The sequence below is a fragment of the Sulfitobacter sp. R18_1 genome, from assembly GCF_017743915.1.
Classification (GTDB): domain Bacteria; phylum Pseudomonadota; class Alphaproteobacteria; order Rhodobacterales; family Rhodobacteraceae; genus Sulfitobacter; species Sulfitobacter faviae.
This window is the reverse complement of the sequence record NZ_JAGHRG010000001.1, coordinates 785,023-807,281: the sequence shown is the minus strand read 5'-3', so window position 1 is coordinate 807,281 and position 22,259 is coordinate 785,023. Positions and strand designations below refer to the sequence as shown.

Annotated in this window: 32 protein-coding genes; 20 read left to right on the top strand and 12 right to left on the bottom strand. The window is 50.5% G+C overall.

Annotated features, from left to right (window positions below):
* Nucleotides 1–9 precede the first annotated feature (9 nt).
* The 5 genes from J7392_RS05075 (at nucleotide 10) to J7392_RS05055 (ending at nucleotide 4,068) form a co-directional block, all read left to right on the top strand.
* Complete coding sequence (locus J7392_RS05075) at nucleotides 10–1,296, top strand: type I-E CRISPR-associated protein Cas7/Cse4/CasC (RefSeq protein ID WP_209216483.1); 1,287 nt, start codon at nucleotides 10–12, stop codon at nucleotides 1,294–1,296.
* Complete coding sequence (cas5e, locus tag J7392_RS05070) at nucleotides 1,283–2,014, top strand: type I-E CRISPR-associated protein Cas5/CasD (protein WP_209216482.1); 732 nt, start codon at nucleotides 1,283–1,285, stop codon at nucleotides 2,012–2,014. The genes J7392_RS05075 and cas5e overlap by 14 nt, the downstream gene beginning before the upstream one ends.
* A gap of 590 nt (nucleotides 2,015–2,604) precedes the next feature.
* Nucleotides 2,605–3,318 (top strand): type I-E CRISPR-associated protein Cas6/Cse3/CasE, encoded by a 714-nt coding sequence (locus J7392_RS05065; protein ID WP_209216481.1) that lies wholly within the window; start codon nucleotides 2,605–2,607, stop codon nucleotides 3,316–3,318.
* A 15-nt stretch (nucleotides 3,319–3,333) separates the two neighbouring features.
* The gene (locus tag J7392_RS05060; protein ID WP_209216480.1) at nucleotides 3,334–3,660 is read left to right on the top strand and encodes a hypothetical protein; all 327 of its coding nucleotides are present in this window, start codon (nucleotides 3,334–3,336) and stop codon (nucleotides 3,658–3,660) included.
* 27 nt (nucleotides 3,661–3,687) lie between these two features.
* Nucleotides 3,688–4,068 (top strand): hypothetical protein, encoded by a 381-nt coding sequence (locus tag J7392_RS05055; RefSeq protein WP_209216479.1) that lies wholly within the window; start codon nucleotides 3,688–3,690, stop codon nucleotides 4,066–4,068.
* A gap of 133 nt (nucleotides 4,069–4,201) precedes the next feature.
* Here J7392_RS05055 and J7392_RS05050 read toward each other — a convergent pair whose 3' ends face one another.
* The 5 genes from J7392_RS05050 to J7392_RS05030 form a co-directional block, all read right to left on the bottom strand.
* The gene (locus J7392_RS05050; RefSeq protein ID WP_209216478.1) at nucleotides 4,202–4,621 is read right to left on the bottom strand and encodes a hypothetical protein; all 420 of its coding nucleotides are present in this window, start codon (nucleotides 4,619–4,621) and stop codon (nucleotides 4,202–4,204) included.
* Entirely contained in the window at nucleotides 4,588–4,752 is a 165-nt protein-coding gene (locus tag J7392_RS05045) for a hypothetical protein (protein WP_209216477.1), read from the bottom strand. Before J7392_RS05045 ends, J7392_RS05050 begins: the two co-directional genes overlap by 34 nt.
* A gap of 109 nt (nucleotides 4,753–4,861) precedes the next feature.
* Nucleotides 4,862–5,332, bottom strand: coding sequence for a hypothetical protein (locus tag J7392_RS05040; protein WP_209216476.1), 471 nt, complete (start codon nucleotides 5,330–5,332; stop codon nucleotides 4,862–4,864).
* Nucleotides 5,329–5,844: a hypothetical protein gene (locus J7392_RS05035; RefSeq protein WP_209216475.1), complete on the bottom strand. Its 516-nt coding sequence runs from the start codon at nucleotides 5,842–5,844 to the stop codon at nucleotides 5,329–5,331. Before J7392_RS05035 ends, J7392_RS05040 begins: the two co-directional genes overlap by 4 nt.
* Nucleotides 5,845–5,994 carry a hypothetical protein gene (locus J7392_RS05030; RefSeq protein WP_209216474.1) on the bottom strand — a complete coding sequence of 50 codons (150 nt, stop codon included), beginning with the start codon at nucleotides 5,992–5,994 and terminating at the stop codon, nucleotides 5,845–5,847.
* Between the two features lie 554 nt (nucleotides 5,995–6,548).
* Here J7392_RS05030 and J7392_RS05025 point away from each other — a divergent pair.
* The 8 genes from J7392_RS05025 (at nucleotide 6,549) to J7392_RS04990 (ending at nucleotide 13,774) form a co-directional block, all read left to right on the top strand.
* Complete coding sequence (locus J7392_RS05025; RefSeq protein WP_209216473.1) at nucleotides 6,549–6,695, top strand: hypothetical protein; 147 nt, start codon at nucleotides 6,549–6,551, stop codon at nucleotides 6,693–6,695.
* A gap of 41 nt (nucleotides 6,696–6,736) precedes the next feature.
* Nucleotides 6,737–7,129 carry a hypothetical protein gene (locus tag J7392_RS05020; RefSeq protein WP_209216472.1) on the top strand — a complete coding sequence of 131 codons (393 nt, stop codon included), beginning with the start codon at nucleotides 6,737–6,739 and terminating at the stop codon, nucleotides 7,127–7,129.
* A 313-nt stretch (nucleotides 7,130–7,442) separates the two neighbouring features.
* Nucleotides 7,443–7,649, top strand: a complete 207-nt coding sequence (locus tag J7392_RS05015; protein ID WP_209216471.1) for a hypothetical protein — start codon at nucleotides 7,443–7,445, stop codon at nucleotides 7,647–7,649.
* 55 nt (nucleotides 7,650–7,704) lie between these two features.
* Entirely contained in the window at nucleotides 7,705–8,592 is an 888-nt protein-coding gene (locus J7392_RS05010) for a hypothetical protein (protein ID WP_209216470.1), read from the top strand.
* Nucleotides 8,593–8,645: 53 nt separating this feature from the next.
* Complete coding sequence (locus J7392_RS05005; RefSeq protein ID WP_209216469.1) at nucleotides 8,646–9,539, top strand: hypothetical protein; 894 nt, start codon at nucleotides 8,646–8,648, stop codon at nucleotides 9,537–9,539.
* Nucleotides 9,540–9,609: 70 nt separating this feature from the next.
* The gene (locus tag J7392_RS05000) at nucleotides 9,610–9,936 is read left to right on the top strand and encodes a hypothetical protein (protein ID WP_209216468.1); all 327 of its coding nucleotides are present in this window, start codon (nucleotides 9,610–9,612) and stop codon (nucleotides 9,934–9,936) included.
* A 61-nt stretch (nucleotides 9,937–9,997) separates the two neighbouring features.
* Nucleotides 9,998–13,123 carry a CRISPR-associated endonuclease Cas3'' gene (locus tag J7392_RS04995; protein WP_209216467.1) on the top strand — a complete coding sequence of 1,042 codons (3,126 nt, stop codon included), beginning with the start codon at nucleotides 9,998–10,000 and terminating at the stop codon, nucleotides 13,121–13,123.
* Nucleotides 13,124–13,216: 93 nt separating this feature from the next.
* Nucleotides 13,217–13,774: an ImmA/IrrE family metallo-endopeptidase gene (locus J7392_RS04990; RefSeq protein WP_209216466.1), complete on the top strand. Its 558-nt coding sequence runs from the start codon at nucleotides 13,217–13,219 to the stop codon at nucleotides 13,772–13,774.
* Here the strand turns inward: J7392_RS04990 and J7392_RS04985 are convergent.
* The 4 genes from J7392_RS04985 to J7392_RS04970 form a co-directional block, all read right to left on the bottom strand.
* Nucleotides 13,764–14,483, bottom strand: coding sequence for an RES family NAD+ phosphorylase (locus J7392_RS04985; protein WP_209216465.1), 720 nt, complete (start codon nucleotides 14,481–14,483; stop codon nucleotides 13,764–13,766). The genes J7392_RS04990 and J7392_RS04985 overlap by 11 nt on opposite strands.
* On the bottom strand, nucleotides 14,477–14,887 hold the full coding sequence (locus J7392_RS04980; RefSeq protein ID WP_247744453.1) for an MbcA/ParS/Xre antitoxin family protein: 411 nt from the start codon (nucleotides 14,885–14,887) through the stop codon (nucleotides 14,477–14,479). Before J7392_RS04980 ends, J7392_RS04985 begins: the two co-directional genes overlap by 7 nt.
* 65 nt (nucleotides 14,888–14,952) lie before the next feature.
* Nucleotides 14,953–15,654 carry a hypothetical protein gene (locus J7392_RS04975; RefSeq protein WP_209216464.1) on the bottom strand — a complete coding sequence of 234 codons (702 nt, stop codon included), beginning with the start codon at nucleotides 15,652–15,654 and terminating at the stop codon, nucleotides 14,953–14,955.
* 345 nt (nucleotides 15,655–15,999) lie between these two features.
* Nucleotides 16,000–16,419, bottom strand: a complete 420-nt coding sequence (locus J7392_RS04970) for a hypothetical protein (RefSeq protein WP_209216463.1) — start codon at nucleotides 16,417–16,419, stop codon at nucleotides 16,000–16,002.
* Between the two features lie 144 nt (nucleotides 16,420–16,563).
* Between J7392_RS04970 and J7392_RS04965 the strand changes: the two genes are divergently transcribed.
* On the top strand, nucleotides 16,564–17,250 hold the full coding sequence (locus tag J7392_RS04965) for a hypothetical protein (RefSeq protein WP_209216462.1): 687 nt from the start codon (nucleotides 16,564–16,566) through the stop codon (nucleotides 17,248–17,250).
* A 50-nt stretch (nucleotides 17,251–17,300) separates the two neighbouring features.
* Here the strand turns inward: J7392_RS04965 and J7392_RS04960 are convergent, their stop codons facing one another.
* Nucleotides 17,301–17,507: a DUF1127 domain-containing protein gene (locus J7392_RS04960; protein ID WP_209216461.1), complete on the bottom strand. Its 207-nt coding sequence runs from the start codon at nucleotides 17,505–17,507 to the stop codon at nucleotides 17,301–17,303.
* 201 nt (nucleotides 17,508–17,708) lie between these two features.
* Here J7392_RS04960 and J7392_RS04955 point away from each other — a divergent pair, with 201 nt between their 5' ends.
* The 3 genes from J7392_RS04955 to J7392_RS04945 all read left to right on the top strand — a co-directional run bounded on the left by J7392_RS04955 (nucleotide 17,709) and on the right by J7392_RS04945 (nucleotide 19,381).
* Nucleotides 17,709–18,245, top strand: a complete 537-nt coding sequence (locus J7392_RS04955) for a phosphatase PAP2 family protein (RefSeq protein WP_209216460.1) — start codon at nucleotides 17,709–17,711, stop codon at nucleotides 18,243–18,245.
* 210 nt (nucleotides 18,246–18,455) lie between these two features.
* Complete coding sequence (locus J7392_RS04950) at nucleotides 18,456–18,833, top strand: phosphatase PAP2 family protein (protein WP_209216459.1); 378 nt, start codon at nucleotides 18,456–18,458, stop codon at nucleotides 18,831–18,833.
* Nucleotides 18,834–18,967: 134 nt separating this feature from the next.
* Nucleotides 18,968–19,381: a hypothetical protein gene (locus tag J7392_RS04945; protein WP_209216458.1), complete on the top strand. Its 414-nt coding sequence runs from the start codon at nucleotides 18,968–18,970 to the stop codon at nucleotides 19,379–19,381.
* A gap of 300 nt (nucleotides 19,382–19,681) precedes the next feature.
* Here the strand turns inward: J7392_RS04945 and J7392_RS04940 are convergent, their stop codons facing one another.
* Nucleotides 19,682–20,140: a hypothetical protein gene (locus tag J7392_RS04940; protein ID WP_209216457.1), complete on the bottom strand. Its 459-nt coding sequence runs from the start codon at nucleotides 20,138–20,140 to the stop codon at nucleotides 19,682–19,684.
* A gap of 144 nt (nucleotides 20,141–20,284) precedes the next feature.
* Here J7392_RS04940 and J7392_RS04935 point away from each other — a divergent pair, with 144 nt between their 5' ends.
* The 3 genes from J7392_RS04935 (at nucleotide 20,285) to J7392_RS04925 (ending at nucleotide 21,376) form a co-directional block, all read left to right on the top strand.
* Complete coding sequence (locus tag J7392_RS04935) at nucleotides 20,285–20,671, top strand: hypothetical protein (protein WP_209216456.1); 387 nt, start codon at nucleotides 20,285–20,287, stop codon at nucleotides 20,669–20,671.
* A gap of 3 nt (nucleotides 20,672–20,674) precedes the next feature.
* Nucleotides 20,675–20,908, top strand: coding sequence for a hypothetical protein (locus J7392_RS04930; protein ID WP_209216455.1), 234 nt, complete (start codon nucleotides 20,675–20,677; stop codon nucleotides 20,906–20,908).
* A 228-nt stretch (nucleotides 20,909–21,136) separates the two neighbouring features.
* On the top strand, nucleotides 21,137–21,376 hold the full coding sequence (locus J7392_RS04925) for a hypothetical protein (protein WP_209216454.1): 240 nt from the start codon (nucleotides 21,137–21,139) through the stop codon (nucleotides 21,374–21,376).
* Between the two features lie 61 nt (nucleotides 21,377–21,437).
* On the opposite strand, the gene J7392_RS04920 is transcribed toward J7392_RS04925, so the two are convergent.
* Complete coding sequence (locus J7392_RS04920) at nucleotides 21,438–22,142, bottom strand: hypothetical protein (RefSeq protein ID WP_209216453.1); 705 nt, start codon at nucleotides 22,140–22,142, stop codon at nucleotides 21,438–21,440.
* Between the last annotated feature and the right edge of the window lie 117 nt (nucleotides 22,143–22,259).

Below are 22,259 nucleotides of genomic sequence, written 5' to 3'. Positions count from 1 at the left end.
GAATACACCATGAAAAATATGTTCATTCAGTTTCACAGCCTCACCCCTTTTGGCCCCTCACTCCTGAACCGTGACGACTTCGGCCGGGCAAAGGCAATCAGCCTTGGTGGCGTCCTTCGAACGCGCGTCTCATCTCAGTGTCTCAAGTACCATTGGCGTCATGCGGACGGTCCCAACACCCTTCAGGATCTGGGTGAAGACATGGGCTCGGTGCGCACGCGTAACCTCGTTACAGAATTGCTCATTCCTGAATTGGCGGAAGACTTCCCTGCCGATGTTCTCGAGGTGACGGGTAAAATTATGAACGAAGCCGTCTACGGTCAGGGAGAAACCAAGAAATCTACCGCCAAGAAATCTGACGATGACGAAGAAAAGGAAGCCGCCGAGACCAAAAGGACGATGCTTCTTTTTGGCATGAAAGAAATCGCGTATCTGAAGGAGCGCGTTCGGGAAGCTGCGATCCGGGTCTCTGACATGAAGACGGAAGCTGGCATCGATAAAATTGATGGCCATACAAAATATGACGGTGAGCTTCTGAAGCATCCAAACGCCAAGTACACGGCCAAACAAAAAGAGAAAGGCATCAAGCTCATTGATGTGGCCAAAAAAGTGATCGCAAAGGATGAGCAGGACAACTTCAAGGCCATGCGTGAAAAGGCCACATTGGCTGGCGGCATTCCTGGGGCCCTGTTCGGCCGCATGGTTACTGGGGATCGTAACGCTGATATTGATGGCGCCGTAAGCGTGGCCCACTCTGTCACGGTTCACGAAAGCGAGGCGGAAATCGATCCCTTTACCGCTGTTGATGATCTTGTGGAAAACGGATCGGGTCACATGGGCGAAACCGAAGTAAACACATCCCTGTTTTACGGCTACACCGTTCTTAATATCCGTGATCTCCTGAACAACCTAGGCGGCGACAAAGAGCTGGCCGCTAAGATTGCCCGGACTTTCGTTTATATGATCGCTGAGCCCCGCATGACCGGTAAGACAGGCTCCACAGCACCTTATACCCGCGCAAGTTCGATTGTGGTCTCCGCAGGTGATCGCGCTCCAATGAGCTATGTGGAAGCTTTCCGGAAGCCGACGGGATCCGAAACTGAGGAGGCTCTGGAAGCAATGAGTGAGTTCGCCACAGTCATCGATCATAATTATGGGATCGAGGAGGATCGCCGTTATATGCTTGCTACTTCTCGTGTGTTGGAAGACCTCCCATTTGGCAACCAGTCCACTGTGGCTGAGCTGGCTGACTGGGTTGAGGAAACTGTTAAGGAAGCGGCCGATGCGCTGGCTTGAGGTTACCCTTCAAGCACCCATGATGTCCTTCGGGGCAATCAACGTTGACCGGTTTGCGCCTACTGGGCGCTTCCCGTCGAAGTCGATGATTGTCGGGATGATCGGGGCCGCACTGGGCTTGGAGCGCTCTAATGTGAAAGCGCTTCAGGATCTCCAAGACAAGATCATTTTTGCCTGCGCTTTGGAGGAAGAGAACGGTATTCTGCGTGATATGCAGAACGCAAAACTGGCTGTGGAGAAGATGTGGACCACAATAGGTTCTCCGGTCTCTCGGGATGGTGGAGATGCGACGTATGAGCGATCAGTAAGACGGACAAAGGATTACCTGCAAGACGCCCGTCTGCGTTTGATCATCGGCTTCAAGGACGGATCCAGCTTCACTCTTGAAGAAATTGCAGAGGCATTCCGGCGTCCAGTTTACCCGATCAGCATTGGTCGGAGAACCTGTTTGCCGAGCGCCCCTATGGTGCCACCCTCTAACGAGTCATGTATTCTTGAGGCAGACACTGCCTATGAAGCTCTGAATGCAATCGTTGAAGCTGGCGTTCCTGCGCGCTGGCCATTGGGGCAGGGGCCTGATGATACCGCAGCTGTTTCTCGGGTAGTTTCCGATCCGGGCCTGCGCAATTGGAAATCTGGTATGCACAAAGGCTTTGAAAACCTTGTTGAAGGCGTTTCTGGAAACGCAGAAGTGGAGGTTCTTGAAGCAGAGTTTTGAACTGGTGGATTTCAGATCGGTAGCATTAAAGCATGTTTTCATGCGCTTGCAGACAGAGTGTTCCCCGCAAGAGCGGGGATGTACCGCCCACCTGAAAGCCAAAGGGTTTCCTAACCTCGTGTTCCCCGCAAGAGCGGGGATCTACTTGAACAAGGCGGCGTTACTTTCGCTTAGGTTGCGTGTTCCCCGCAACAGCGGGGATGTACCGAGGTTATATAATGCAGTCTAATTTCGAAAAAGGTGTTCCCCGCAATAGCGGGGATGGACCACAAATATCCTGACTATCATGCTTGTGTGCCAAGCCCCCCGCTTTAGCGGGGATCTACCAAATTACGGCCCCTGCCATTTTGCAGAAAACATTAACCCCCGCTTTAGCGGGGATCTACTCGAGGGCTTATTATAATGGTCACCAATTCACTAACCCCCGCAATAGCGGGGATGGACCAGTAATTGACCGACGCGCCTCTAGTGGCAGGTATCCCCGCTAAAGCGGGGATGTTTATCCCTCAAAATATACGGAAGCATAGACCTTTACTGTGCTTCCGTATTCTTGTATTGTGTTTCCAACAGACTTAAAATGGATGCATAAAATGGTGCAGATGATTGCTCTTAATGTCGATAAGGCCGCATATGACGAGTGGCTGAAGGTCCGTGGGAAAAGAGATCAACAGTCGAGCCTGCACTATCTTCTGGATTCCACGTTTGGCCCCAGTGCCATCAAACCCTTCCGCGCTTATCCGGGAACTGGAGACACCTTTCAAGTGATCGGATACACCAGCCAGGATGAGGAAGCCCTCAAGCAAATCTCGCAGCTGGTCGCATGTCCCGATAGCCTGTCGGTTATCGGCATGGGTTCTCTACGAATGAAGGCCATGCCAGACCTTGAGCGAGATCAGGTCATTGGGTTTGATTTGAAAACCATCCCTGTTCGACGGTCGCACGTAAGCACAGAGGTTGATGCTTACGAACTTGATCTGCGAAATGGCGTATTTCAGCGGGACGCAGAAACGGCGGGCACAGACCGCCTCACGAGCTATATGACTTGGCTGTCTCAGCGCCTCGAAGGGTTCGCAGAGCTCGACAGAGAGCTAACTGCTATCACTGTGACCGAGAACGTCCCTCGGCAGCGAAACGAGATCCGCTACAACAACGAAATTCAGGTGACGGGAAATCTGAAAGTCCTTGATCCCAAGGCATTCAAGGATCGGCTCCTATCTGGCGTCGGCCGCCACAAATCTTATGGCTACGGGATGATTGTCCTGCGGGCACCTCAGCTAAACCATCGCATTAAGAATGCCTCGTAAGTAAAGGTTATAACTATGAATAATTTGTGCAGCATGAAGCCGCCTGTTGATAACTCGATCAAATCTCGTTCGGATGGGCCTAAGCCGAACCCATGTCCGTGCTGCGGGTGCGGCGACATCAAGGTCTTCTTCGAATCCATCGAAAGCAATGGTGTTGTGACCGGGTATTACCTGTCGCATCCCATGTTTAAGGAAGGTACATCCCCTCTTGAGGCATGGGGATGCGAAGTTCGGTCTCTCAATCTCTACGAGTGGTATAGCACTAAAGAGGAAGCCATCTTGGCTTGGAATTCCGGTGAAGCCATCGCCAATGCGCGCAAATTTAAAGAGGCAGAAGTCTAGTTTGATCTAGGCTCACAAGAGGTAATTATGGACAGCATCATTCGAGAAAAAAACAATGAAGCCTTTCTAAAAGAAGGTGAGGAGCGCGGCTATCGCCCCTATATTGACAGCTTAAAAGCGCAGAAAAACCAGAGAACCCCTGGTTTCTATCAGGGCTCGATCCAAAAGCGCGTGGCGGATGATGATGGTACCCGCTACTTTCTCAATATCGACATGTTTGATATGGGGGCTGTCAGCATCCGAGCTTCCAACCACTGGAGTGCCCGTGCTTGGGTTCAGTTCCATGTGGAAAGCGAGCACGGGAAGGTGGCCGACGTCGAGATCTCCTTTGAGAACTTTGCGGATACCGAAGCCTTCTTTGATGATATCTGGACGAAGATGGAGTTCGGCCACTACGAGAAGGACTGAAAACTGCTGGTCGCCCTAAACTTTGCACAGCCGATTAACCTAAAATATTCCCGTATCTTCTGCTTGATGTTGATACTCATTGATGACCGAAGGGACACGACATCTTGACCGCGCTAAAGGGCGAATGGTTCGCCTAATCCAGGCAGCGGTAGGATAGGTAGGTGGCCTTCTGAGGCTCTTCGATTAGGTCTCCGGTCACTGGATGACGAAACGGGGTATCGTTAAGTACCAAGTTAGCCTGCTCCCTTGTGAGCACATGACGGCCGGTTTCATCCTTCAGGAAAAGCTCGATATCAAACACGGCGTCCCAGCAGTTCGTTAGGAAGTTTGCAGATCCCACCACCTGCTCATCGGTGGCGCTATCATCACAGATGGAGCGAAGATCACCGAACGAGTAGGTAGTGCCGCGCTCAATGGTCGACAGAATGGCCGTGGCGGCATCAATCCATGCTGGGGGAAGCGCGCCTCGCATCTCTTCGATGGAGGCCCAAACTGGATGATTTTTTGCGATACCCCTCATCAGCTGGCCGCCACGATAGCGATGTTGTTCCACATCTCGGCATCCGGGTCTTTTGGGATCGCTTCCACCGGCTCCGGCTCAACGATCTCGTCGTAATCCCAGGTTACCATGCAGTCCATCGCATGACAGTTGAAGCCCGAACCATGAAGGTCTTGGAAAAACATCAGTTCTCGGCCGCAAGACGGGCATTCAGGTTCTTTATCAGTACGGCTATCATTCATAATATTCACCAATTTCAACTTACTGCGATGTGACCTTAAACAATCACATCAACTATGCGCAAAGAGCCTTCTTCAAGAAGTCGTGGGCCGTATCGAGATCTTTATCCTCAACAGCTTCCATAGCTTTGCCAACAAGTCCCCAGCCGAGAAGGAGACCGCCGACAGGTTGGCCCGCTGGATCAACTTCAATATATTCGATTGGTCCGTCATGCTTTACCGGTGCCTTTTTCTTGGCCACCTTCTCTGCCACACCTTCGTCTTCAAATTCTTCGTCGGCTTCCTGCTCAGGCTCAGCAGCAGGAACCTCTGTTTGAACCGCGAGCGAAGGAGCTGGCAGATTGAACTCTGCTCGGACTTCATCGACAGCGCCCAGCATGTCATCAATGATCGCCTGAGCCTCATGGGGTTCGAATTCGTAGTTTGAACTCGACAGATTGGACAGCAAGCTGATCGCTTTGACTGCTTTCTCCATGCGTGCATCACGGATGCGCAGGAACTTGTCGTGTTTGGTTTCTTCACTCATTGGTCTTTGCCTTCATTTTCATCTTGTTCGATCAGCAGGTCATGGAAAAACCGCTTCTTATAATTATCCCAGGCTTCTGTCCCTGGGATGGGAACGACTAGGTTGTCAGAGGAGGTAACGCCATGGCTCACGTAGTTGCCTTCACCATCCACCTCAAAAGGGCGTACGATGCCTCCATGCTTGCGTACAAGCGCAAGAGCTTGCTCGAAGCTGATGCCAACCTGATCGGCCAGTCTCGCACGAGGCTTTTTTACCGGCTGCTCTTCGGCGCCAGTCAGGGAGAGGGGTAGCTCTCTCTCCAGACTCTCCATGTCACGCCATGCCAGAACCTTTCCATCGAAATCGAAGTCAAACAGACCATCGATCACACGCATGTAGCCATTGGAAATCTTATTGACCTTGCTGATCGCAAAGCGTGAGCCCAAGCGGTCCTCTGCCAGATACAGCATCACACTGCGATCTTCAGGGACCGGCTCGTCTGTCACGAGAACCCATGGGGAATTGGACATCATTCAGTCTTTCTTGTTCTTGATCGCAGCAACACGAGGATGCACACCTCGACTAAATGGCTCGCGGGCCTTCTTCGCCGCAGCGTTCTGGCGCTTTAATTCTGCGCGGGCCGCTTCCTTTGAAGCATCATCTGTAGAGGGCTGCTTTGGCATCATTGTCTCCATCGGACTTAAACCGCTTTCTTAACTCACTTATATCATGACAGCATAGAATATCAATGACTAAAACGCACCGCAATTACGAAAGAACCCATTCTATCCTTATCTATGCTTGACCTGTTGCATGAAAGTCGTCATATTCGAATAAGGATAAAGGGGAACTTACATGCCATTTGACGGTATCATGCAAACTTGGGAGCTGGTCGCTTTAATCGGCTTCGGAACTCTCTCCGCCTTGAGCACTGGCATCATCATGTGCGCCGCAGTCGCGGGAGCCCGCGCTGACGCCAGATCCGATGAGAGCTTTCGTGAGCACCAGCGAAGAACCCCTGGCAATATGCCTGCGAACTTCCCCACCTCGCGGGGCTACAAGTAATCTGATGGTGATGGCGTGGTCAAGTTTCGTTGTTCCTTCAGTTTTTATGAGTACACTGTGCTACCTCCTCGGGATCTATATGGTTGCCTGGGAGGTACGCCGATCTTTTCGTATGGGCCGTAAAATTGCGACAGCACAGGCGCGTACACAGAAACTTCGTCGGTATCCAACAGTGAAGATGGTAGCAATCGCGTCCTTCAAGCAATTCATGCAGATCGACGATGACACCTTCGTGGGACGCTACCGTTTCTCTTGGAACCCAAATGTGCCTGCGATGCGCAACCGGTCTACCGGAACCCTTGTAGATATGGCGGTCTGAGCAATAAGCCAAGCAATAAGAAAGATACAGGAAACTAAAATATGATTTTCGCGAAAACCGATATTATTAACACTATCCGCAAGTCTTGGTGTGCTGAGACAGCACTAGACCCAGAGAAATGGACGCCAGAACGTCCAGAAACGGACCAGTGTGCGGTCACCGCACTTTTGGTTGATGACATCTATGGCTTTCCAGTCCAGAGAGGCGTGGCCACTCTCCCTGACGGCAGTACCGATAGCCACTACTGGAACGATGGGGTCGACCTGACCATCCGTCAATATCCTTTGGGGACCACAACAGAGCTGCGAGAGGGACCGCAAGGCGCTGAAGCTCGGGCCTACCTATTGAGTAATCCTGACGTCGCAAAGCGTTATGAACTCCTCAAACAAAGATACGCGGAAATCTCCCTGCAAAACGGCGCAGCGGCAGCATGATGATCCTTGTCTGGATCATGGCTGCGATTGGCGTCTGTGTGGTTGGATACTTTGTGATGGGTATCCTACATGAAGTGCAACGGACCGCACGGCAGGGATACAGGATCGCTACCGCTATGTGTAGATGCCATTATGATCCTGTTCGAAAGCCACCTTTAAAAATGTGGTGGCACTGTGCACGACAGGATTTCTTCAACTTCTACTCGGAAACCATCGTCGGTCCGTTCAGGCTCCCTTACAATCCCAAAGATCGACCGAGAAAATATTACTGAGATAAGCCAAGCAAAATCAAGATTTCTGAAAAGGACAAAAAATGCCTAGAGACCGCTCACCCGCAAGTCACACTGATATCGAAGATCTGGCTAAGAAGCTTGATCGCATGATTGATGCTGGACGTGAAGTCGGCATCCATTATTTCCATGTAGAGCAAGCCGCAGAACAGCTTCGCTATCTATCTAACCTCCTACACGGAACCCAAAAGCTTTTGGATGAGGCAACCAAAGAGCGCGATGCTGAGTAGGTCGTAATAAATCTAGCTTAAGAAACCATGGGTTAACGTCACTTCGGTAAGCTGCATGAATAACAGCACTAAAAGTGAACCTAGCCCAATGAAGAAAATATCGAAACTCGATCTGCACATTTATGCTATATTATTTATAGCAGTAATTATAGCTATCCCGCTCAATGAGCCATTATTTGCTGGCCACCTAGGTATTATTGCGACCTTCGTGGTTTCTTGGATGCATAAAGGACTTCCTAGGAAACGCAGACTTTTTCCAGCTATATTCTTGATGTCTGGCGCTCCTCTATATTTGATTGGTGCAATCTTAGGGTACGCGCTGTTCACTGATCAGATTGAAAGCGCAAGAACCGCTCGGGCATCGCTGGATGATCGAAAAGATCAGGTCGAGGAATTCGTAGGCGATTTTAAGGCGAATGCGGACGCAGGATTGGTCGGGAGCCTAGTCCACTCTCTCAAACCGGTTCATACAGACTGGGGACCCGCAAGTGTCGGCATCTTCAATTTCATGATGGGATCTGCGAATACATTTATCCCAAATGAGCTTGGCCCGGACCCCATTATTCCCATTGCTACCATTTCAGACGCATCGAAAATGGTGATGCTGATCGACCTGAAAGAACAGGCATCTCAGGCTGAAAGTATTGCTTCGGGTTCAGACGAGCGTCTACCTCTGTTTTCAAATCCCGAAATTGGAGAGATCTCAAGACCTGTAGTGTACTCTTGTCTCTTGAACGGTGACGATGAACTCATCCGTTTCAGCGCACTTGAGGCTGGGCTCATAAACTTGGATCTCACGAAGGATCCCATCTTCGCCCCTATACGGGATCTCTGTGAAAGACGAGGAGCGGAAAATATTCATCATGGGGGCGATAAGTGGGAGGCAATGGTGGCCAAAACACGCTTAAATCATGATCATGAGGATAACGTGACTCCTGAATAAAATTAAGAACAATTCCAATATAAAATTTCAACACAATACTTTTAGGAAAACAAATGATGGCAATTAAATTTTTGCAGAGACATTACGTGATAGCGGCAGCTATAGCTATATTGGGTGTGTGCCTCTATTTCAACGAGACCGATCTGGCCTTTCATCTCGCAATTATAGCGGCAGTAGTTCACTATATAGCGAAAAAGGGTTGGCCGGGATTCGTCCGGGGCACATTTCTAATGATGCTGGCAGCGGGGATTCCCTTTTATATACTTTTTGGCGTGGTCGCATCGTTCAGCTTCAAAGATGAAATCGAACACGCAAAGCGCGGGCGCGACTTAATCGACTCCAACCGATCACAGTATGAGAAATCAGTGGATGAATTCGTACAGCATCGAGAGAATGGCACAGTACTCGTACAGGTTGGAGAATTGGATACCAGTGGAGGTGTCGGCCCTATAAGCCGAAAGATACGGTCCCATTACTATAGAGGAATGACTACTTTCATGCCAGATAATTTGGGATCAGAACCTATTTTTGCCCTGCGGTCGGTGATAAAGTCTTCAAAGATGGTTATTATGATCGACTACGAAGGCACGTTGGAACTTTCACAAGAGAAGGATAAGATACTCTCTGAAAAGCTTGGAATTCCTGTATCTGAATTGTCCTTTGAAGACAGAATTTCTGAAGAACCTGTCGTTCTTCCAGGCATCTCACATGTTCCATTCTACAGTTGCCTGATAGACGAAGAGGGGGAACTTCTCTACCTATCTTCAATGGAAGCAAACCTTCAATATCTTGATTTGACGGATGACCCAATATTCTCCAAAATTGGCGAAATCTGCGAGGACGCGATTGCTAGTGGAGACTTCCATACTGAGGACGATCACAGCCTGGTCAGAGATAAAGCCCGAGAGGTCCTTGGCCTTCCTGAAATCGTCTTTCCTGAAGAATGATTTTCTCAAGGCATATGGTGGAAGGGTGCATACCTTTCCACCATATGCCTGTTAACAGGAGGAAAATACTATGACAGATGATCTTACATCCCACCTAAAAGTGATCGATGCCGCCGAAAACATGCTGATTGCTTACGGCATGGGCTGGGATATGGAAGGAACCCTTGAAGTCTTCGATGAAGCTTCTAAAGAATTCCAGGCAACTGACCATAGCGGCAACTCGCGTTCTGATGATGTAAAGACGTGTGAGAGAGCGATCATGGCCGCGACCTCGATGCGTATGGGGATCAAACTCAAGTTCAGCTCAGAGCAGATTGAAGGTTCGGCGCGGGACCTTGATCGAGCGATTAGAGATGCTGAGGATGTGCGCGCATCAAACACCGCACCTGCACCTTAACCGAAAACGTTAACTAGCTGTTAACTCATGAATTTACTGATCCTGCTATAGCCAAGTCGGCATGCAGGATCAAAATTATCAGCAACCTTGGCACCATGGGTATGGATTGCCTGAACTGGTGGCAGGACAGCTCGACAGCTTGTGCTCGATCATCAAGCTTGCGGCTGCTTTTCATGACGTCGGTAAAGCCACGCTAGGCTTCCAGTACAAGCTAAACGAAGGCATCCGCACACGGGCAGTTATCTCAGATCCAGTACGTCACGAACTCTATTCTGCGGCATTCTGGAGCTTTCTGACAGAAGGTATGCGGGACGCTGAGATCCTAGAGCTTCTGAGATCGTTTGATACCAACACCGGATCACTGGCTCGATCCCAAGCGCAAGCTTTCTGTTATGATCTAGTTGTGCGTAATCAACGATCCTTGGGTGAGCTAACCTGCTTTTCCAGTGAAAGCCCATTGCGCAAACTGGTGGGCATCCTAATCTTGACCCACCACCGGGCATTCTCCTATGACCTTGAAGCTGGCGACGCTATTCCAAAAAGCGCTTTCTATGTGACCGGCCGCAAGAAATACCTTGCTGACCTCAAGAAGGGGCGGGCAGGGCTTCCCGAAGCACTCGACTATTTTGCAATCTCCCATCCGGAAATGGATGTTCTCGCAAATAAAAGACTGATCGTCCGCATTAAGAGCGCAGCAGGCAATATTCATAAAATGGGTATCCCGGCGCAATTGATCAGATGTCCATCGGTAGCTGCTTTGGCACGCAATACCTTGATGATGGCTGACCACCTGGGATCCGCGCGTCGCAAGAAGGCAAGAAGGTCGCGTGCAGACCTACCATTGGCCAACACCATTGATGAATTTGGTGTCATGTATCCGGCAGATGATCTCGCTACCCACACCCTGGCAGTGATGTCGTCTGTAGAGCCCGCTATGCGCAGCCTGACGATTGAGCGCAACGACTACCCCATGTTGATGGGTGAACGCGTCCCTGGGGCCATTCAGGCGCCTGTACGGGCCGATAACCCCACCTTCACTTGGCAGTATGATACCGCCCAGGCAGCGGCAGAGCTTTCGGCAAGTCAAGTCGGCGGTTTCTTTGGTGCTATTATTTCAGACACCGGTCGCGGTAAAACCCGAGGTGGGATCACCACCATGGCGGCCGTGGCTCTCAATGACGCAGATGAAGGCAACCGTGGCCTGCGCTGTGCGATTGGTCTCCCGCTAAGAACGCTGGCCAGCCAGTATGCTTCAGAGTTTCACCGAGATCTTGGGTTTGCGGCATCTGATATTGGCCTGATCATTGGTGAAAGCTTGATGAGCGATCCGAACGCCGATGAAGAAGTTGTGGCAGACCTCACAGACGAAGTGGAAGAAGACCTGGATGCCACCTTCATTGCGTCCATACAGCCAGATAAAGAGGTTACCTCGGCAGTTCCTTGTGAGCCGGACGAAAAATATAAGGTTTCCCCCTTTGCCTACGGTTTGATTGAAAGCAGCCGTAGAAACTCCGAGAAGCTACGTCGACTGTTTGTGAAGCCCTTGCTTGTAGCCACCTTGGATCACCTGATGCCTGTGGCCCAAGCCGAGAGATCCAATCACCTACATGCTTCCCTGCGACTGACCAGTTCAGACGTCCTTATTGATGAGATTGATCTCTTTAGCCAAAAGGACATCGCCGCAATCTGTCGTCTAGCCTACCTGACAGGGGCGGCCGGTAGACGCTTTATGGTCACCTCTGCCACGGCCCGGGAAAGCGTCGTGGAAGAACTGTTTCAGGCTTACCGACGTGGGTACAGTGAGTTCGCTCTGCTCTATGACAAACGGGATCAGGTAAACGCTCTTGTGGCCAGCCACGCAGAGGGCGGGGTGATACCGGCGCCGGGATGTACGAGCATCAGCGCAGCCTACGCGGATTGTGTGGTCTCTATTGAGCGTGAGAATGCAGCTCGCCTCAAGGCCAGCAAGGGTGCTGATTACCGGAAGTTTCGCCTCTCGCGTCCTTTGAGTGGCGAAGACGATTTCAATGAGATCTCTGCCATCATTCAGGAAGAAGCCAATACTCTACATCAGGATCACCACCTTAAGGTCCATGATCCCGAAAGCATGGAGGAGTTTAAGGTTTCGGTCGGGCTGATTAAGGTCACCAGGATCAACCAGCTGGTAAAACTCCTGAAGTGCTACCCTCAGAATGGAAGGTGCACCCAGCGCAGTATCGTTCTGCATTCAAACATGATGGCATACACCCGGGACAGCATTGAAAGCATGCTGCATCGCGTTTTGAATCGCAAAAATATGAAAAGCCACCTTGATGAGCTTGCCCGATTTGTCGACACAACGGGAACCTTTCAGATGGCCCGGCGCGATGGGCAGCGTGATATTCAGATATTGGTGTTTGCGAGCCCCGTAATCGAAACCGGGAATGATCTTGACTTCGACTGGGCTGTCGTCGATCCCTCGAGCTTATCGATGACCCGTTCGCTGGTACAATTGGGTGGGCGCATCAACCGTCACAGACGGACACCTTGCAAAACGCCTAATGTGGTGGCCCTCCAACGCCCTCTGGTCTCTGTACCTTATGGGGAGATATCCTATCCTGGTATTCAGACGCCTATCAGCACGAAGGATGTGAAAGCAGACCTAGAGGGCGCGGATATCGACCTCCCTGGCACGATCCCTTCTTTAGATACTGGTGACCTCATGCGGTCAGTCTTGGAGCGCCCATTTGACCAGACAGCCGTACTGAAGACCGAACTTGATAATGTCAGCCTTGATCTGGAAGAGGAAGTCCAATCCCAACTGTTTGCCAGAGAGCCTTCAGTACCTGAGTATATGGAGGTCACCGGGGCAGCTGTGGGTGCCAACCATGCAAGGCTGCGGCGCTTCAGAGAGGGCAGGGATGGGACTGTAGAGATCTACCGTGCTTTGGATGGTTCCTTCTATGATCTCACTCGAAATCGTCCCTATGCGAACCTTCAGATCGATGAGCGCGTAAACCCATCTCTGAACGTGATTGGGTATCTCTACAATGAACACCGTATGTTTGCCGGATTCAAACAGGAAGACGATCACAGCGATGCAGTGAAAGTCCGCAGCCGGATAAGTTTCAGCACACTTCCCGGAAAAGAATATGTCTTCAGCAAGTATTACGGGGTTTTCTGTCCCCCAAAAAAGGGGGGATTCTGATTGTTCCCATGCTTAAATAATGTAATAACAATGTTACATAAGTATATACAACGTAACGCTAATATTGCATCATGAATACCTTGAGGAGTACCTATGTCTGACGTCAATTATCTTCTGCCTGTACCCTGCAACGCCTCGCGCGATGCAATCTCCACGTTTGCCGAAAACCTTCGGAAGGAGTCAAACCTGATGAATGGCTTTCAGGTCAGAGACCTTATGGAAGCCAACGACGGCAAGGTTGAGATGATTGATGAGTACACGGAAAATCAAAAAGACGCCCTGATCGTTGAGCCAGACGGATCTTTTGTTGCACGTGTTTCTAAAATTAGCCCCGGAGTACGGAACAACTTCATTCTGGCACATGAGTTGGGTCACTATGTCTTGCACTGGCCAAAGCTAAAAGAGCAAACCCCCGGAGTCGGAATGAAGTGTCCTCGGCGAGGAGATGCTGAAGACAAAATTATGATGCTTTGTGAGCAGGAGGCCGACACTTTTGCAGTGAGTTTTCTTTTGCCCGCACATGAGTTTCGTGAAGCGATTGCATCAGGGGGCATCCAAGAGGCAAAAGACCGCTTTGCAGTCACTTTCGAAGTGGTGGAGCAACGAGCACGTATGCTGGGCATCTCCGAAGAGCCAAAGCTTACTGTGTGACGGGAACAACCCTGAAAACATCCCCCGTACCGGCGTCTCGAACCAGATCAACAGCCTTCCCGTTCCAATGGTAGTCTAAATGACGTCCCTGGATGGGGTTGCGCGCAAGGTCCGGATAGAAGAGACCTACACAGTCCCCGGGCCCCCGCACACTCGTGTAAGCGACACCATCTCCATCGGCAGCCCGTACGATACCTGCAAAGCGCTGGGCAGCAGAATAGTCTGTTGGATGAGATAGGATATCGGCTTGATCAAGGCCTCTGATATCATGAAGATTGGCATCCACCTCCATAACGATCTCTCTGAACTGTGACGTCCATCCCGGCGCCTCATTGGTCAGCGACATGAAGCGAGCGTGATGATAAATGGTCTCCTCCACCGCAGTATCGAAGTCACTTGCGATATATAAGACACCAAGACGGCCATCTGAGAACCGGCTAGGGCGATCCACACCTGTATGGGTGAAGGGTGCCATCAAGTAGCTTGATCCAGCGCCCCCAACACGTCTTTCAGGCGGGACCAGATCCAGGTTCCCGATGGTATCCATCAGTCTCGGGTTGGTCTTCTGCTCCCCAGAAATTAGCAGGGGCCAATCTTCCGGATCCGAGATATCCTCGAACAGATCAATGGGAGGATACACGCTTCGAACGATGCGGGTGCCTGCTTGCCAATGTACATGGGAGACAGGAACGTCTTCCAATGTCACCATGCGCCGCGTTCAGCATCCAGATAGCGCCGTACGCGCATGAGATCGGTAAGCTCGCCACCGAGCATCACTTGAAGTGCAGACGCCCCTCCGAAAGCCTTGTTGGGAGCTTTAATCCAATCATAGCAGCGCTGGGCATCCGAAAATATGATGCGGAGGGCTTTATGGATGCCTAGGATGTTGGACAGACGTGCTTTCGCATCTCTGTCCATTCGGCTGATCTGGCCAATTTTCCAGCGCCGGTAAGTCCGCACATGGAGGTCCAGAAGGATGGCAGCATCCTCGTCAGTGAGACCCCACTTGCCAAACAGATTGGTGACGGCACGAAGCATGGCTAGCCCTTCCGCATCCGTAATAGGATCCGGTGTGAAATCTGGCGTCGATGTCTCGATCATCTGTAGCGGCATGTCAGTATCCTTTTGTCCTAATATAGGCGCGTTAAGGACATCTGGCAACATGAGGTTGCGTCACATCAGGGAGCCGGTGACTTCGGCCCTTCAAGGAAGGTCTCTTCAACATCCAGTTCTTGGCCGCGCTCCAAAATCAGGTCGAACTGATCCAGGCGCTCGTTAAAAATGCCACCTCTGGGCGCTGAATACCTCAGGGGATCAAACTCATCATCCCAGTAGATGCCATCCACATCCAGCTGGTTCATAAGCTTTGTACGTGCGTAGTCCACGAAGGCATAATCCAAGTTGAACTGGCTGCCATTGCGGATCAGACCATATTTTTCGAGCGCCTTATCGGTCAACACGAAAGCTAGGTAGCGCTGCTGGATATCTACATCTTCAGGATCGTGCTCCTGCTCCAACTCTTCCATGGTCTCAAAGCACTGGGACATTTCAGTGTCCATCTCGTCATCATGCCAGGAGGCGATGAAGATCGTAGTGTTCTTGATCAGATTTTGCATGACACCCCAAGACGTAAAGGAGCTTCGATGCCAGTGATTATCGTGGAAGGCGTGGGCATCTAGCAACCGGACAGGGGTGCTATCGCTGCGCTCCAACTTCCAAAGATCACCTGATAGCTTGGCTATCTTGCGCCAGGACGCAGGTGTGTAGCTTACAGACAGAAGGTCAGCCTCGTACCCGGTCACATCGCGCTTTGAGACGTCCATATCCCCAACGTGCCAGGCCTCATCAAACTCAAGAACCTGTATTTTATCATCCAACATAGCACTCTCCTTTGCGGATAATATAATCGGAGCTTCTGCAAGCATCCTTTGAACTTTCACTTGGCTATCATATTTTAGAAGCAATCATAAAAACGAACATCCTCATTAAAACCATCGAAGTTGCAGGGAAAGAGTTCAAGTCACTGGACGCAAGAATACGCATTTTTGGCCTCGCTGAGGAGTTGCAAGGCGACCTCTATGAGTTGGTGAACACGACGGCTGTCCTACCGCAGCATTTCGCTCTCCTCGAGGATGGTAAGATGCGTGACCTCCGGAACGACAATTACGCGGTTATCGATCCGGAAGAGGTGCCTGGTCCGAAGTTCTGATCACTACCCCAGAGCTTCAGGTAAACACACCAGATTGGATGGCGCCAATGTGGTTCAGAATTAGTTCGACCTCACCTTGGCGGAGTTTTTCATAAGCTGTCTGCTCGTGCTCGTCAGGGTAAGTTTCCACCAAATAGCGATAGGCGGTCCAGGCGCAGCCATCACATGCCGTAAGCACATCCTTTATGCCCTTCACGACAACACCGTGTTTTTTGTCGAGCTGCCAGTCAGGATAGCAGTATCCATCATCCTTGGGTAAGCCGATCAAGCGGCCGTTTTGGCGGCATACATCCACGATGGATCGCGACATGCCGATCACCTTAGATACTTCCTCTTCAGTAATCATTTCGGGTCCTGAAGTTATTTCTTCAGCCCTCTCTTTGCCGCGTTCCCTAGCTCTGTCGAAAGCCTCACCTTTAAGTTCTGATGTTGTCATAATCGGTTCCCCATATGAACCTATATATAGCGCATCTAGTTTAAGGTTTTCGCCTCTTATACAGAACAAATGGAGCGGCACGCTAGAAAATGATTTTAGATTATGTTATTTATACAGTATAGCTTTACCTATAGAGACAAATGAATGCACGTAAGTGATCTACCGTATTATCCACTTTCACAATTTGACGTCGATGCCGTCGGTTTTACACACGCTCTATGCGTATCAAGATCAAAAGAAGAAGCAGACGATCTTATCCACAAGGTGGTCACCTGCAATGCAGATTATGCGAAACAGAATGCCGCTGAACATCATGCCTTGGATCTGCGCGGAAAGGTTTCTTTATCTGAAGACGACCATAGGATCCTGATAGCTTATTTTGGGTTATCGAAAAGTCTGGAGGTAGAGGAATCTCCGAATTGCTTGGAAGCCATCGCTCAGTACATCGGTCGCAAAAACGCGCTTCAGAGCAGTGACAGGCTAACGCTTGCAATTGATGTGTCCGAAGAAGTTGCGAGCCTGGAAGTCTTCCAAGCATTCCTAGCGCAAGCACGATCACATGGGATTTCTTTGATCTTTGATATGAACCCGGAAAGCTTCAGGTTGGGCATCAACAAGCTCCGTGAAATCAGTTATTTATGCCAGGTCCACCTCTATGCGCCTGATCTCGACCGGTGGGGATACATCTGGCTCTTCGACTCTGATCCCAAAGACTACTCTTTTAAGTCGATCCCCAAGAGCAAGGCAATTCAGAAAGCCTACGATAGGAAGCCATGGCCCCGCGTGAAGGCACTATTTTGCTCTAAGAAAAGGGCAGAGGTCTGGCCTTAGCATTAGGCGGCCGCCCGAAGGCAAGCCGTCTTTTTTTGTTATACAAGATATCAGCGAACTGTTTCTGCTGCCTCAGTAGCGATATGGCGGATTTCTCCACGTGATACACCGATATCAGACAGCTCGCGGTCTGACAGAAGGCTTAAAGAGTTAAAAGTGCTGCGATACATTTTTCTCGCTCGCAGATAGCTTTTGGCGCTTTCTACGATTTTCCGGAAAATGGAAGGGGAGTCGTTAGAGATAAGTGCTATGGACATGGTATTTCCTTGAAATTCAATTGAGGTTTATGCGTTTGACATGCGCGAATGCTGCAATTGCACAATGCTCAGAATGGCAAACCGGTTATGCGCTAGACGCATGGATACAATTTTTCTTATCTTTAGGCGTAATTCCGCCCAAACTTAACCGAGACTTAAGACACCGCCGGTAATCTCCAGCCACATTTTTGGAGAATTATCGTGACACGCAAAATCATTTCAGCATTCTTTGCCCTTATTCTGGGCGCCACAACATTTGCAGCATCAGCTGACGCAGAGAACTACAAGCTCGAACGCTACGGCGACATCGCGCAAGTTGGCATTCCGGCAGCAGGCCTTCTTCTGGCTTTCGCTCAAGAGGACTATGAGGGCGCCGTACAGGCGCTTGAGGGTGCCTTCTGGACCTTCGGCATCACTCAGGCCGTCAAATACGGTCTTGATGCTGAGCGCCCGAATGGAGGCGGCCGTAGCTTCCCATCAGGTCACACATCGGCAGCCTCCCAAGGCGCAGCTTTCATCTACTTCCGCTATGGTCCCAAATATGGCATTCCTGCCTACGCAGCCGCAGCCCTGGTTGGGTACTCTCGCGTCGAGAACGATTACCATTATTGGCATGATGTAGCCGCAGGAATGGCTCTCGCGACCGGCGTTCAGTACCTGGTGACCAAAAAAGGCTGGTCGATGACAGCATCCCCGAAAATGGGTGGCTTCAACGTGATGGGCAGCTGGAAGTTCTAAGCGCCCCAGCCTTAACCCGTCTTTATACGGTCCACGCTAATATTCTAACTATATTAGGAGATTAGGGTGGATCGTAGGAAGTTTATCACATCCCTAATTTCGTTTGGAGTAGGCCTACCATCTGGGCCCCACGATACTGCATCAAAAAGCCCAAAGCTCGAAAGCTATGGAGATATTGGTCAGGTCGGAATCCCCATATCCGGTCTTCTCATGGCTATCGGAAAGTCCGACAGGCAGGGCGCCAGACAAGTCGTTGAAGGTGCCATCTGGAACTCGGTCCTGACAATCGCGATCAAGCGCGGCATCAACGCACGTCGTCCCAATGAGGGAGACCTCAGCTTCCCCTCAGGGCATACTTCCAATGCCACTCAAGGCGCCGCTTTCATATTTTTCAGATATGGCCCCACTTTTGGCCTGGTTGCCTACGCAGCAGCTATGTTGGTGGGATACTCCCGCGTGGAAAACAGGTACCATTACTGGCGCGACGTCATCGCTGGCATGGCTCTGGCGACCGGCGTTCAGTATTTGATCACCAAGAAAGGGTGGTCGTTGATCTCATCTGAGAAAACGAGTGGCTGGAAGCTGTGATCTGGCCCAGATTTTTTGATCTATACATGGATTACTCTTTGATAATCATGCGTGACATGTATTAACCCGTTTACACTTCAGATAATTTGGTGATACTCTATGCGTATATTTGGATAACATTGGAGAGGCACGTAATGCAGGAACGCTATACTGAGGGCGGGATTTACGGGATGATCATGAGCGCTCGCTATGACTGGTGCTTTGATGACGGCCAAGAAAAGCGGAACCCTGACGAGTATCGCTATAGCTTTGATCCCTATTACCTTTGGCGTGACTTCAACAAAGAACGTATGGATGGCATCGACAGTGTTTACTCTGACCGAATGCGTGAGTGGGATCCTAAGAAATACGAGGCGGCCTGCAAAAAATCCAAATTTCGCGGGATCGATAGCTGCACTAAGACGCAAGCGAAGGCGTTCATCGAGGCTTACTACGATGATAAGTATGAGTGCGTAGGTGTCGGGCGGGCGTGCAACGTGAGCAACGGATATCCATTGGGCCTCTTTTTCCTGAAAGAGAAGAAGGCGAAGAAAAAACGTGCTTCCTAATACCCGAAGGAGATTGGTCTCCAAGCTGCGCGGGAGGCTGGGCGCCCTCATCGTGGATCTAGGCATGATTATCGCCGGGCCGGTCTGGAGAAAGAGGTTTCGCGCGCGGATGGCTCGGTACCACGAGGGCGAAAAGCGCAATCTTGACGATCTGCTGCGTGGTGTTCGTACCGATTAGTCAGATTGATATCTGCGTAAAGTACGATCTATATTTTAGGTACTCGGAAAACCTATAATATAGATCGTTAGAGATAATCCATATTATAGGTTTCCTCATACACCATAAGCCCCCAATCGCGCTTATGGCTGCATGCTAGCTGGCGTGTCCGCCGGAGCCTCGTTAGCCCATTCTTCGTACTGCTCCAGCGCCTGACCTTTGAGGGCGGCAATACGGCTATGATAGCTGATAAGTTGGTCAGCAGCCTTGCAGCAAAGCTCCTCATGCGTAACACCACGGCTTTCGGCGACGTCTGTCAACCATTGGCTGGCCTCAGAACGGTTAGCGGCCAAGCCAGCCTGACAAATCCAGTCGGCCGCAAAGGTGTAAGGGTATCGCGGACTGTTTTTGTTGTAGGGTTCTTGAGCAGGCTCAACGATGTTGGCTTCAAGCTCTGCGAGTTCTTTAAGGTGGTCTGGAAAGGTCTCGAACTTGGCATATTCTTTGACGCCATTGTAGTCTTCGTGCGCCGGAAGGTTCTTGGCGGCAACAAAGCCAGAGAGGAAGGCGTATTCCTGGATTTTCTCGATAACGGATTTCATAACTATCTCCTAAATTCTGAAGTCATTTCACTATACCATTGATTACATCAGAAAGACCATGTATTAATCAAGAATATATTGGATTTCTTGATGTCTCACGATGTGACATCAAGATTTTGATGAAGTGATAGCGAGGATAGTTACATGGGTAAGCGCAATAAGAACAGTTCCCTTGATACGGAAGTGCTGGGCGCCATTCTTGAAAAGGTCTCTGAGAAGAAATCTTTGAGCCCGGACTGGCTCGCATCAACAGCCATCTTTGATGACTGGAATACCGGATACACGCTGATCCAAGCTGTGAGTGGCAACATGAGTGCGGCAGAAGGCATGCAGGCCAACATGCTGCCGGATGCTCAGGTCAAAATTATGATTCCGGGTGGCGTGGAAATCCTCGACGATTCCGGAGAGTGGCAAAAAGGGGAGGGGGATCGTACAGCTCGAGCCTGGATGATTGCTCTTTTGAAAGCTTTGATCGCTAACTCCAACTATAGCGCCTCCTTGAGAGGCGGCGCGTTGAACGCAAAGGGGTAAGCTATGGATAAAGACGCCTACATCAAGAAGCTGGAGCACCGCATCCACATGCAGAGAGCACAGCTACGTTGGTGGCAGTCATTCTTTGAAAGAGGAGACTTGCGTAAGAAGAGCGGAGGATGGCCCGCTTCGCGAGTGAACGACCTCCTCAAGAGACTAGGAAACCCTCATCGCGTATCCAGCGGCGGAACCCTTACACGGCGCGTGAAATTTAAAAGACCTGAGAAGGACGGGTGACCGACAGCCTCGTCATATTCTTGGGTGCTGCCCTGGCTCTCGGGGCGGCATTTGCTCTCAAGGCATTGTTCTCTCGGATGGCTTGTTTGAAGCACCACAAAAAATCCGTAGCCCCCACGACGGGACGCTGTGCGACATGTGGATGGTCGCATGCGAAGCATGGAGAGCGGCTATCTGAAGTCATTCAAGCCACACCAAAGACAGAAAACCAAAAAGGAGACTAGACCAATGCACCCACCTAACATGTACGAAAGCTACATCGTTCGCTATCGCCCATCGTGGAATGCTAAAGCGCAGTTACAGCTGCGAACTCATGATCTTTCTGGAACAGACTATGAGCATATGAAATATCTTGAGCCCAAAGAATTGCTGGATCTTGATCCCGAACTGCGGGCTGAGTTTTTGTACGATGATGAGCGGGTGAAATTCTTGGAAGATCACCCTGATCTGATCAAGAAAGATGCCTGATTAAGTCTAAAATTTAGAGGGCGATGAGTATTCACCCGACGCCCTCTAAAAGTTTTCATGATCAGATCTTGGGGCCAGACTGCGTGTCTTCGGCCGCACTGATACGCTCAACGTCGTAGTCGTGACGATTAACCCGAATTTCCCCGCCATCGCCAGGCATCTCGGTCACCAGAGGAGCCTCGCAGTCACTCATATAATTGCGCACCCGAAGATCGCCGTTTTGAAGCTCAACCGACACCGTACGAGCGGCTGTTAGATCAAAGGGGTTTTCAGAGTCATAGATGACCAGTTCGATGCTCTCTTTGTTAACGTCGACCCGGCCCTGAAGGCTTTCCGGTGCGTCTGGGGACCGTTCATCTTCTGTTTGCCAATCACTGAGATCCACAGGGACCATCAGCGGGTCATATTTTTGCATCTCCAAGGCCTGATCGATCTGCTTGAGGACGTCATCCTGCTCGTCGGGTCCAACGAAAAGAAAGTCGATGTGATCTTCGGCAATCAGCTCGCCGCCTTCCCTCATGCGCTCGTAGTCATCACGGGTTTCATCCCACTTCTTCGTAAGCTTTCCATCCGACATATTTTCGAAGCCGCCGAAGCCCTTCTCTGTCATGTTCAGGATGCCATCAAGTTCACCCCTATCAGCTTCTTTGATCAATGAGCTGGCCTCGAAATTGCCGAGCATGCGGATCAGCTGTTCACGTTGGATAAAGGCCGCCTGGCCATTGAAGTCGATCACGGGGATCATTTGTTTTGGGTTGCCGATCATATTGTATCTCTCTGTTATCTATTGTTTGGCCCGTTGGATGCTAAACCATAACTACGGTGCCCGAATGCAAGATACGATGGGATCGAGAGACCCTTGTCCAAGCTAGCTCGTGGAAAC

Excerpts from the sequence above, each read along its gene's own strand:
- J7392_RS05015 (WP_209216471.1), top strand. The coding sequence starts at position 7,443 with ATGCCTAGAGACCGCTCACCCGCAAGTCACACTGATATCGAAGATCTG.
- J7392_RS04995 (WP_209216467.1), top strand. The coding sequence starts at position 9,998 with ATGCAGGATCAAAATTATCAGCAACCTTGGCACCATGGGTATGGATTG.
- J7392_RS05055 (WP_209216479.1), top strand. The coding sequence starts at position 3,688 with ATGGACAGCATCATTCGAGAAAAAAACAATGAAGCCTTTCTAAAAGAA.
- J7392_RS04975 (WP_209216464.1), bottom strand. The coding sequence starts at position 15,654 with ATGTTGGATGATAAAATACAGGTTCTTGAGTTTGATGAGGCCTGGCAC.
- J7392_RS05030 (WP_209216474.1), bottom strand. The coding sequence starts at position 5,994 with ATGCCAAAGCAGCCCTCTACAGATGATGCTTCAAAGGAAGCGGCCCGC.
- J7392_RS04980 (WP_247744453.1), bottom strand. The coding sequence starts at position 14,887 with ATGCCGCTACAGATGATCGAGACATCGACGCCAGATTTCACACCGGAT.
- J7392_RS04940 (WP_209216457.1), bottom strand. The coding sequence starts at position 20,140 with ATGAAATCCGTTATCGAGAAAATCCAGGAATACGCCTTCCTCTCTGGC.
- J7392_RS05000 (WP_209216468.1), top strand. The coding sequence starts at position 9,610 with ATGACAGATGATCTTACATCCCACCTAAAAGTGATCGATGCCGCCGAA.
- cas5e (WP_209216482.1), top strand. The coding sequence starts at position 1,283 with ATGCGCTGGCTTGAGGTTACCCTTCAAGCACCCATGATGTCCTTCGGG.
- J7392_RS05035 (WP_209216475.1), bottom strand. The coding sequence starts at position 5,844 with ATGATGTCCAATTCCCCATGGGTTCTCGTGACAGACGAGCCGGTCCCT.
- J7392_RS05005 (WP_209216469.1), top strand. The coding sequence starts at position 8,646 with ATGATGGCAATTAAATTTTTGCAGAGACATTACGTGATAGCGGCAGCT.
- J7392_RS04950 (WP_209216459.1), top strand. The coding sequence starts at position 18,456 with ATGGCTATCGGAAAGTCCGACAGGCAGGGCGCCAGACAAGTCGTTGAA.
- J7392_RS05010 (WP_209216470.1), top strand. The coding sequence starts at position 7,705 with ATGAATAACAGCACTAAAAGTGAACCTAGCCCAATGAAGAAAATATCG.
- J7392_RS04925 (WP_209216454.1), top strand. The coding sequence starts at position 21,137 with ATGCACCCACCTAACATGTACGAAAGCTACATCGTTCGCTATCGCCCA.
- J7392_RS05075 (WP_209216483.1), top strand. The coding sequence starts at position 10 with ATGAAAAATATGTTCATTCAGTTTCACAGCCTCACCCCTTTTGGCCCC.
- J7392_RS04935 (WP_209216456.1), top strand. The coding sequence starts at position 20,285 with ATGGGTAAGCGCAATAAGAACAGTTCCCTTGATACGGAAGTGCTGGGC.
- J7392_RS05020 (WP_209216472.1), top strand. The coding sequence starts at position 6,737 with ATGATTTTCGCGAAAACCGATATTATTAACACTATCCGCAAGTCTTGG.
- J7392_RS04965 (WP_209216462.1), top strand. The coding sequence starts at position 16,564 with ATGCACGTAAGTGATCTACCGTATTATCCACTTTCACAATTTGACGTC.
- J7392_RS04985 (WP_209216465.1), bottom strand. The coding sequence starts at position 14,483 with ATGGTGACATTGGAAGACGTTCCTGTCTCCCATGTACATTGGCAAGCA.
- J7392_RS04920 (WP_209216453.1), bottom strand. The coding sequence starts at position 22,142 with ATGATCGGCAACCCAAAACAAATGATCCCCGTGATCGACTTCAATGGC.
- J7392_RS04960 (WP_209216461.1), bottom strand. The coding sequence starts at position 17,507 with ATGTCCATAGCACTTATCTCTAACGACTCCCCTTCCATTTTCCGGAAA.
- J7392_RS04930 (WP_209216455.1), top strand. The coding sequence starts at position 20,675 with ATGGATAAAGACGCCTACATCAAGAAGCTGGAGCACCGCATCCACATG.
- J7392_RS04970 (WP_209216463.1), bottom strand. The coding sequence starts at position 16,419 with ATGACAACATCAGAACTTAAAGGTGAGGCTTTCGACAGAGCTAGGGAA.
- J7392_RS05045 (WP_209216477.1), bottom strand. The coding sequence starts at position 4,752 with ATGTTTTTCCAAGACCTTCATGGTTCGGGCTTCAACTGTCATGCGATG.
- J7392_RS05060 (WP_209216480.1), top strand. The coding sequence starts at position 3,334 with ATGAATAATTTGTGCAGCATGAAGCCGCCTGTTGATAACTCGATCAAA.
- J7392_RS05040 (WP_209216476.1), bottom strand. The coding sequence starts at position 5,332 with ATGAGTGAAGAAACCAAACACGACAAGTTCCTGCGCATCCGTGATGCA.
- J7392_RS04945 (WP_209216458.1), top strand. The coding sequence starts at position 18,968 with ATGCAGGAACGCTATACTGAGGGCGGGATTTACGGGATGATCATGAGC.
- J7392_RS04990 (WP_209216466.1), top strand. The coding sequence starts at position 13,217 with ATGTCTGACGTCAATTATCTTCTGCCTGTACCCTGCAACGCCTCGCGC.
- J7392_RS05065 (WP_209216481.1), top strand. The coding sequence starts at position 2,605 with ATGGTGCAGATGATTGCTCTTAATGTCGATAAGGCCGCATATGACGAG.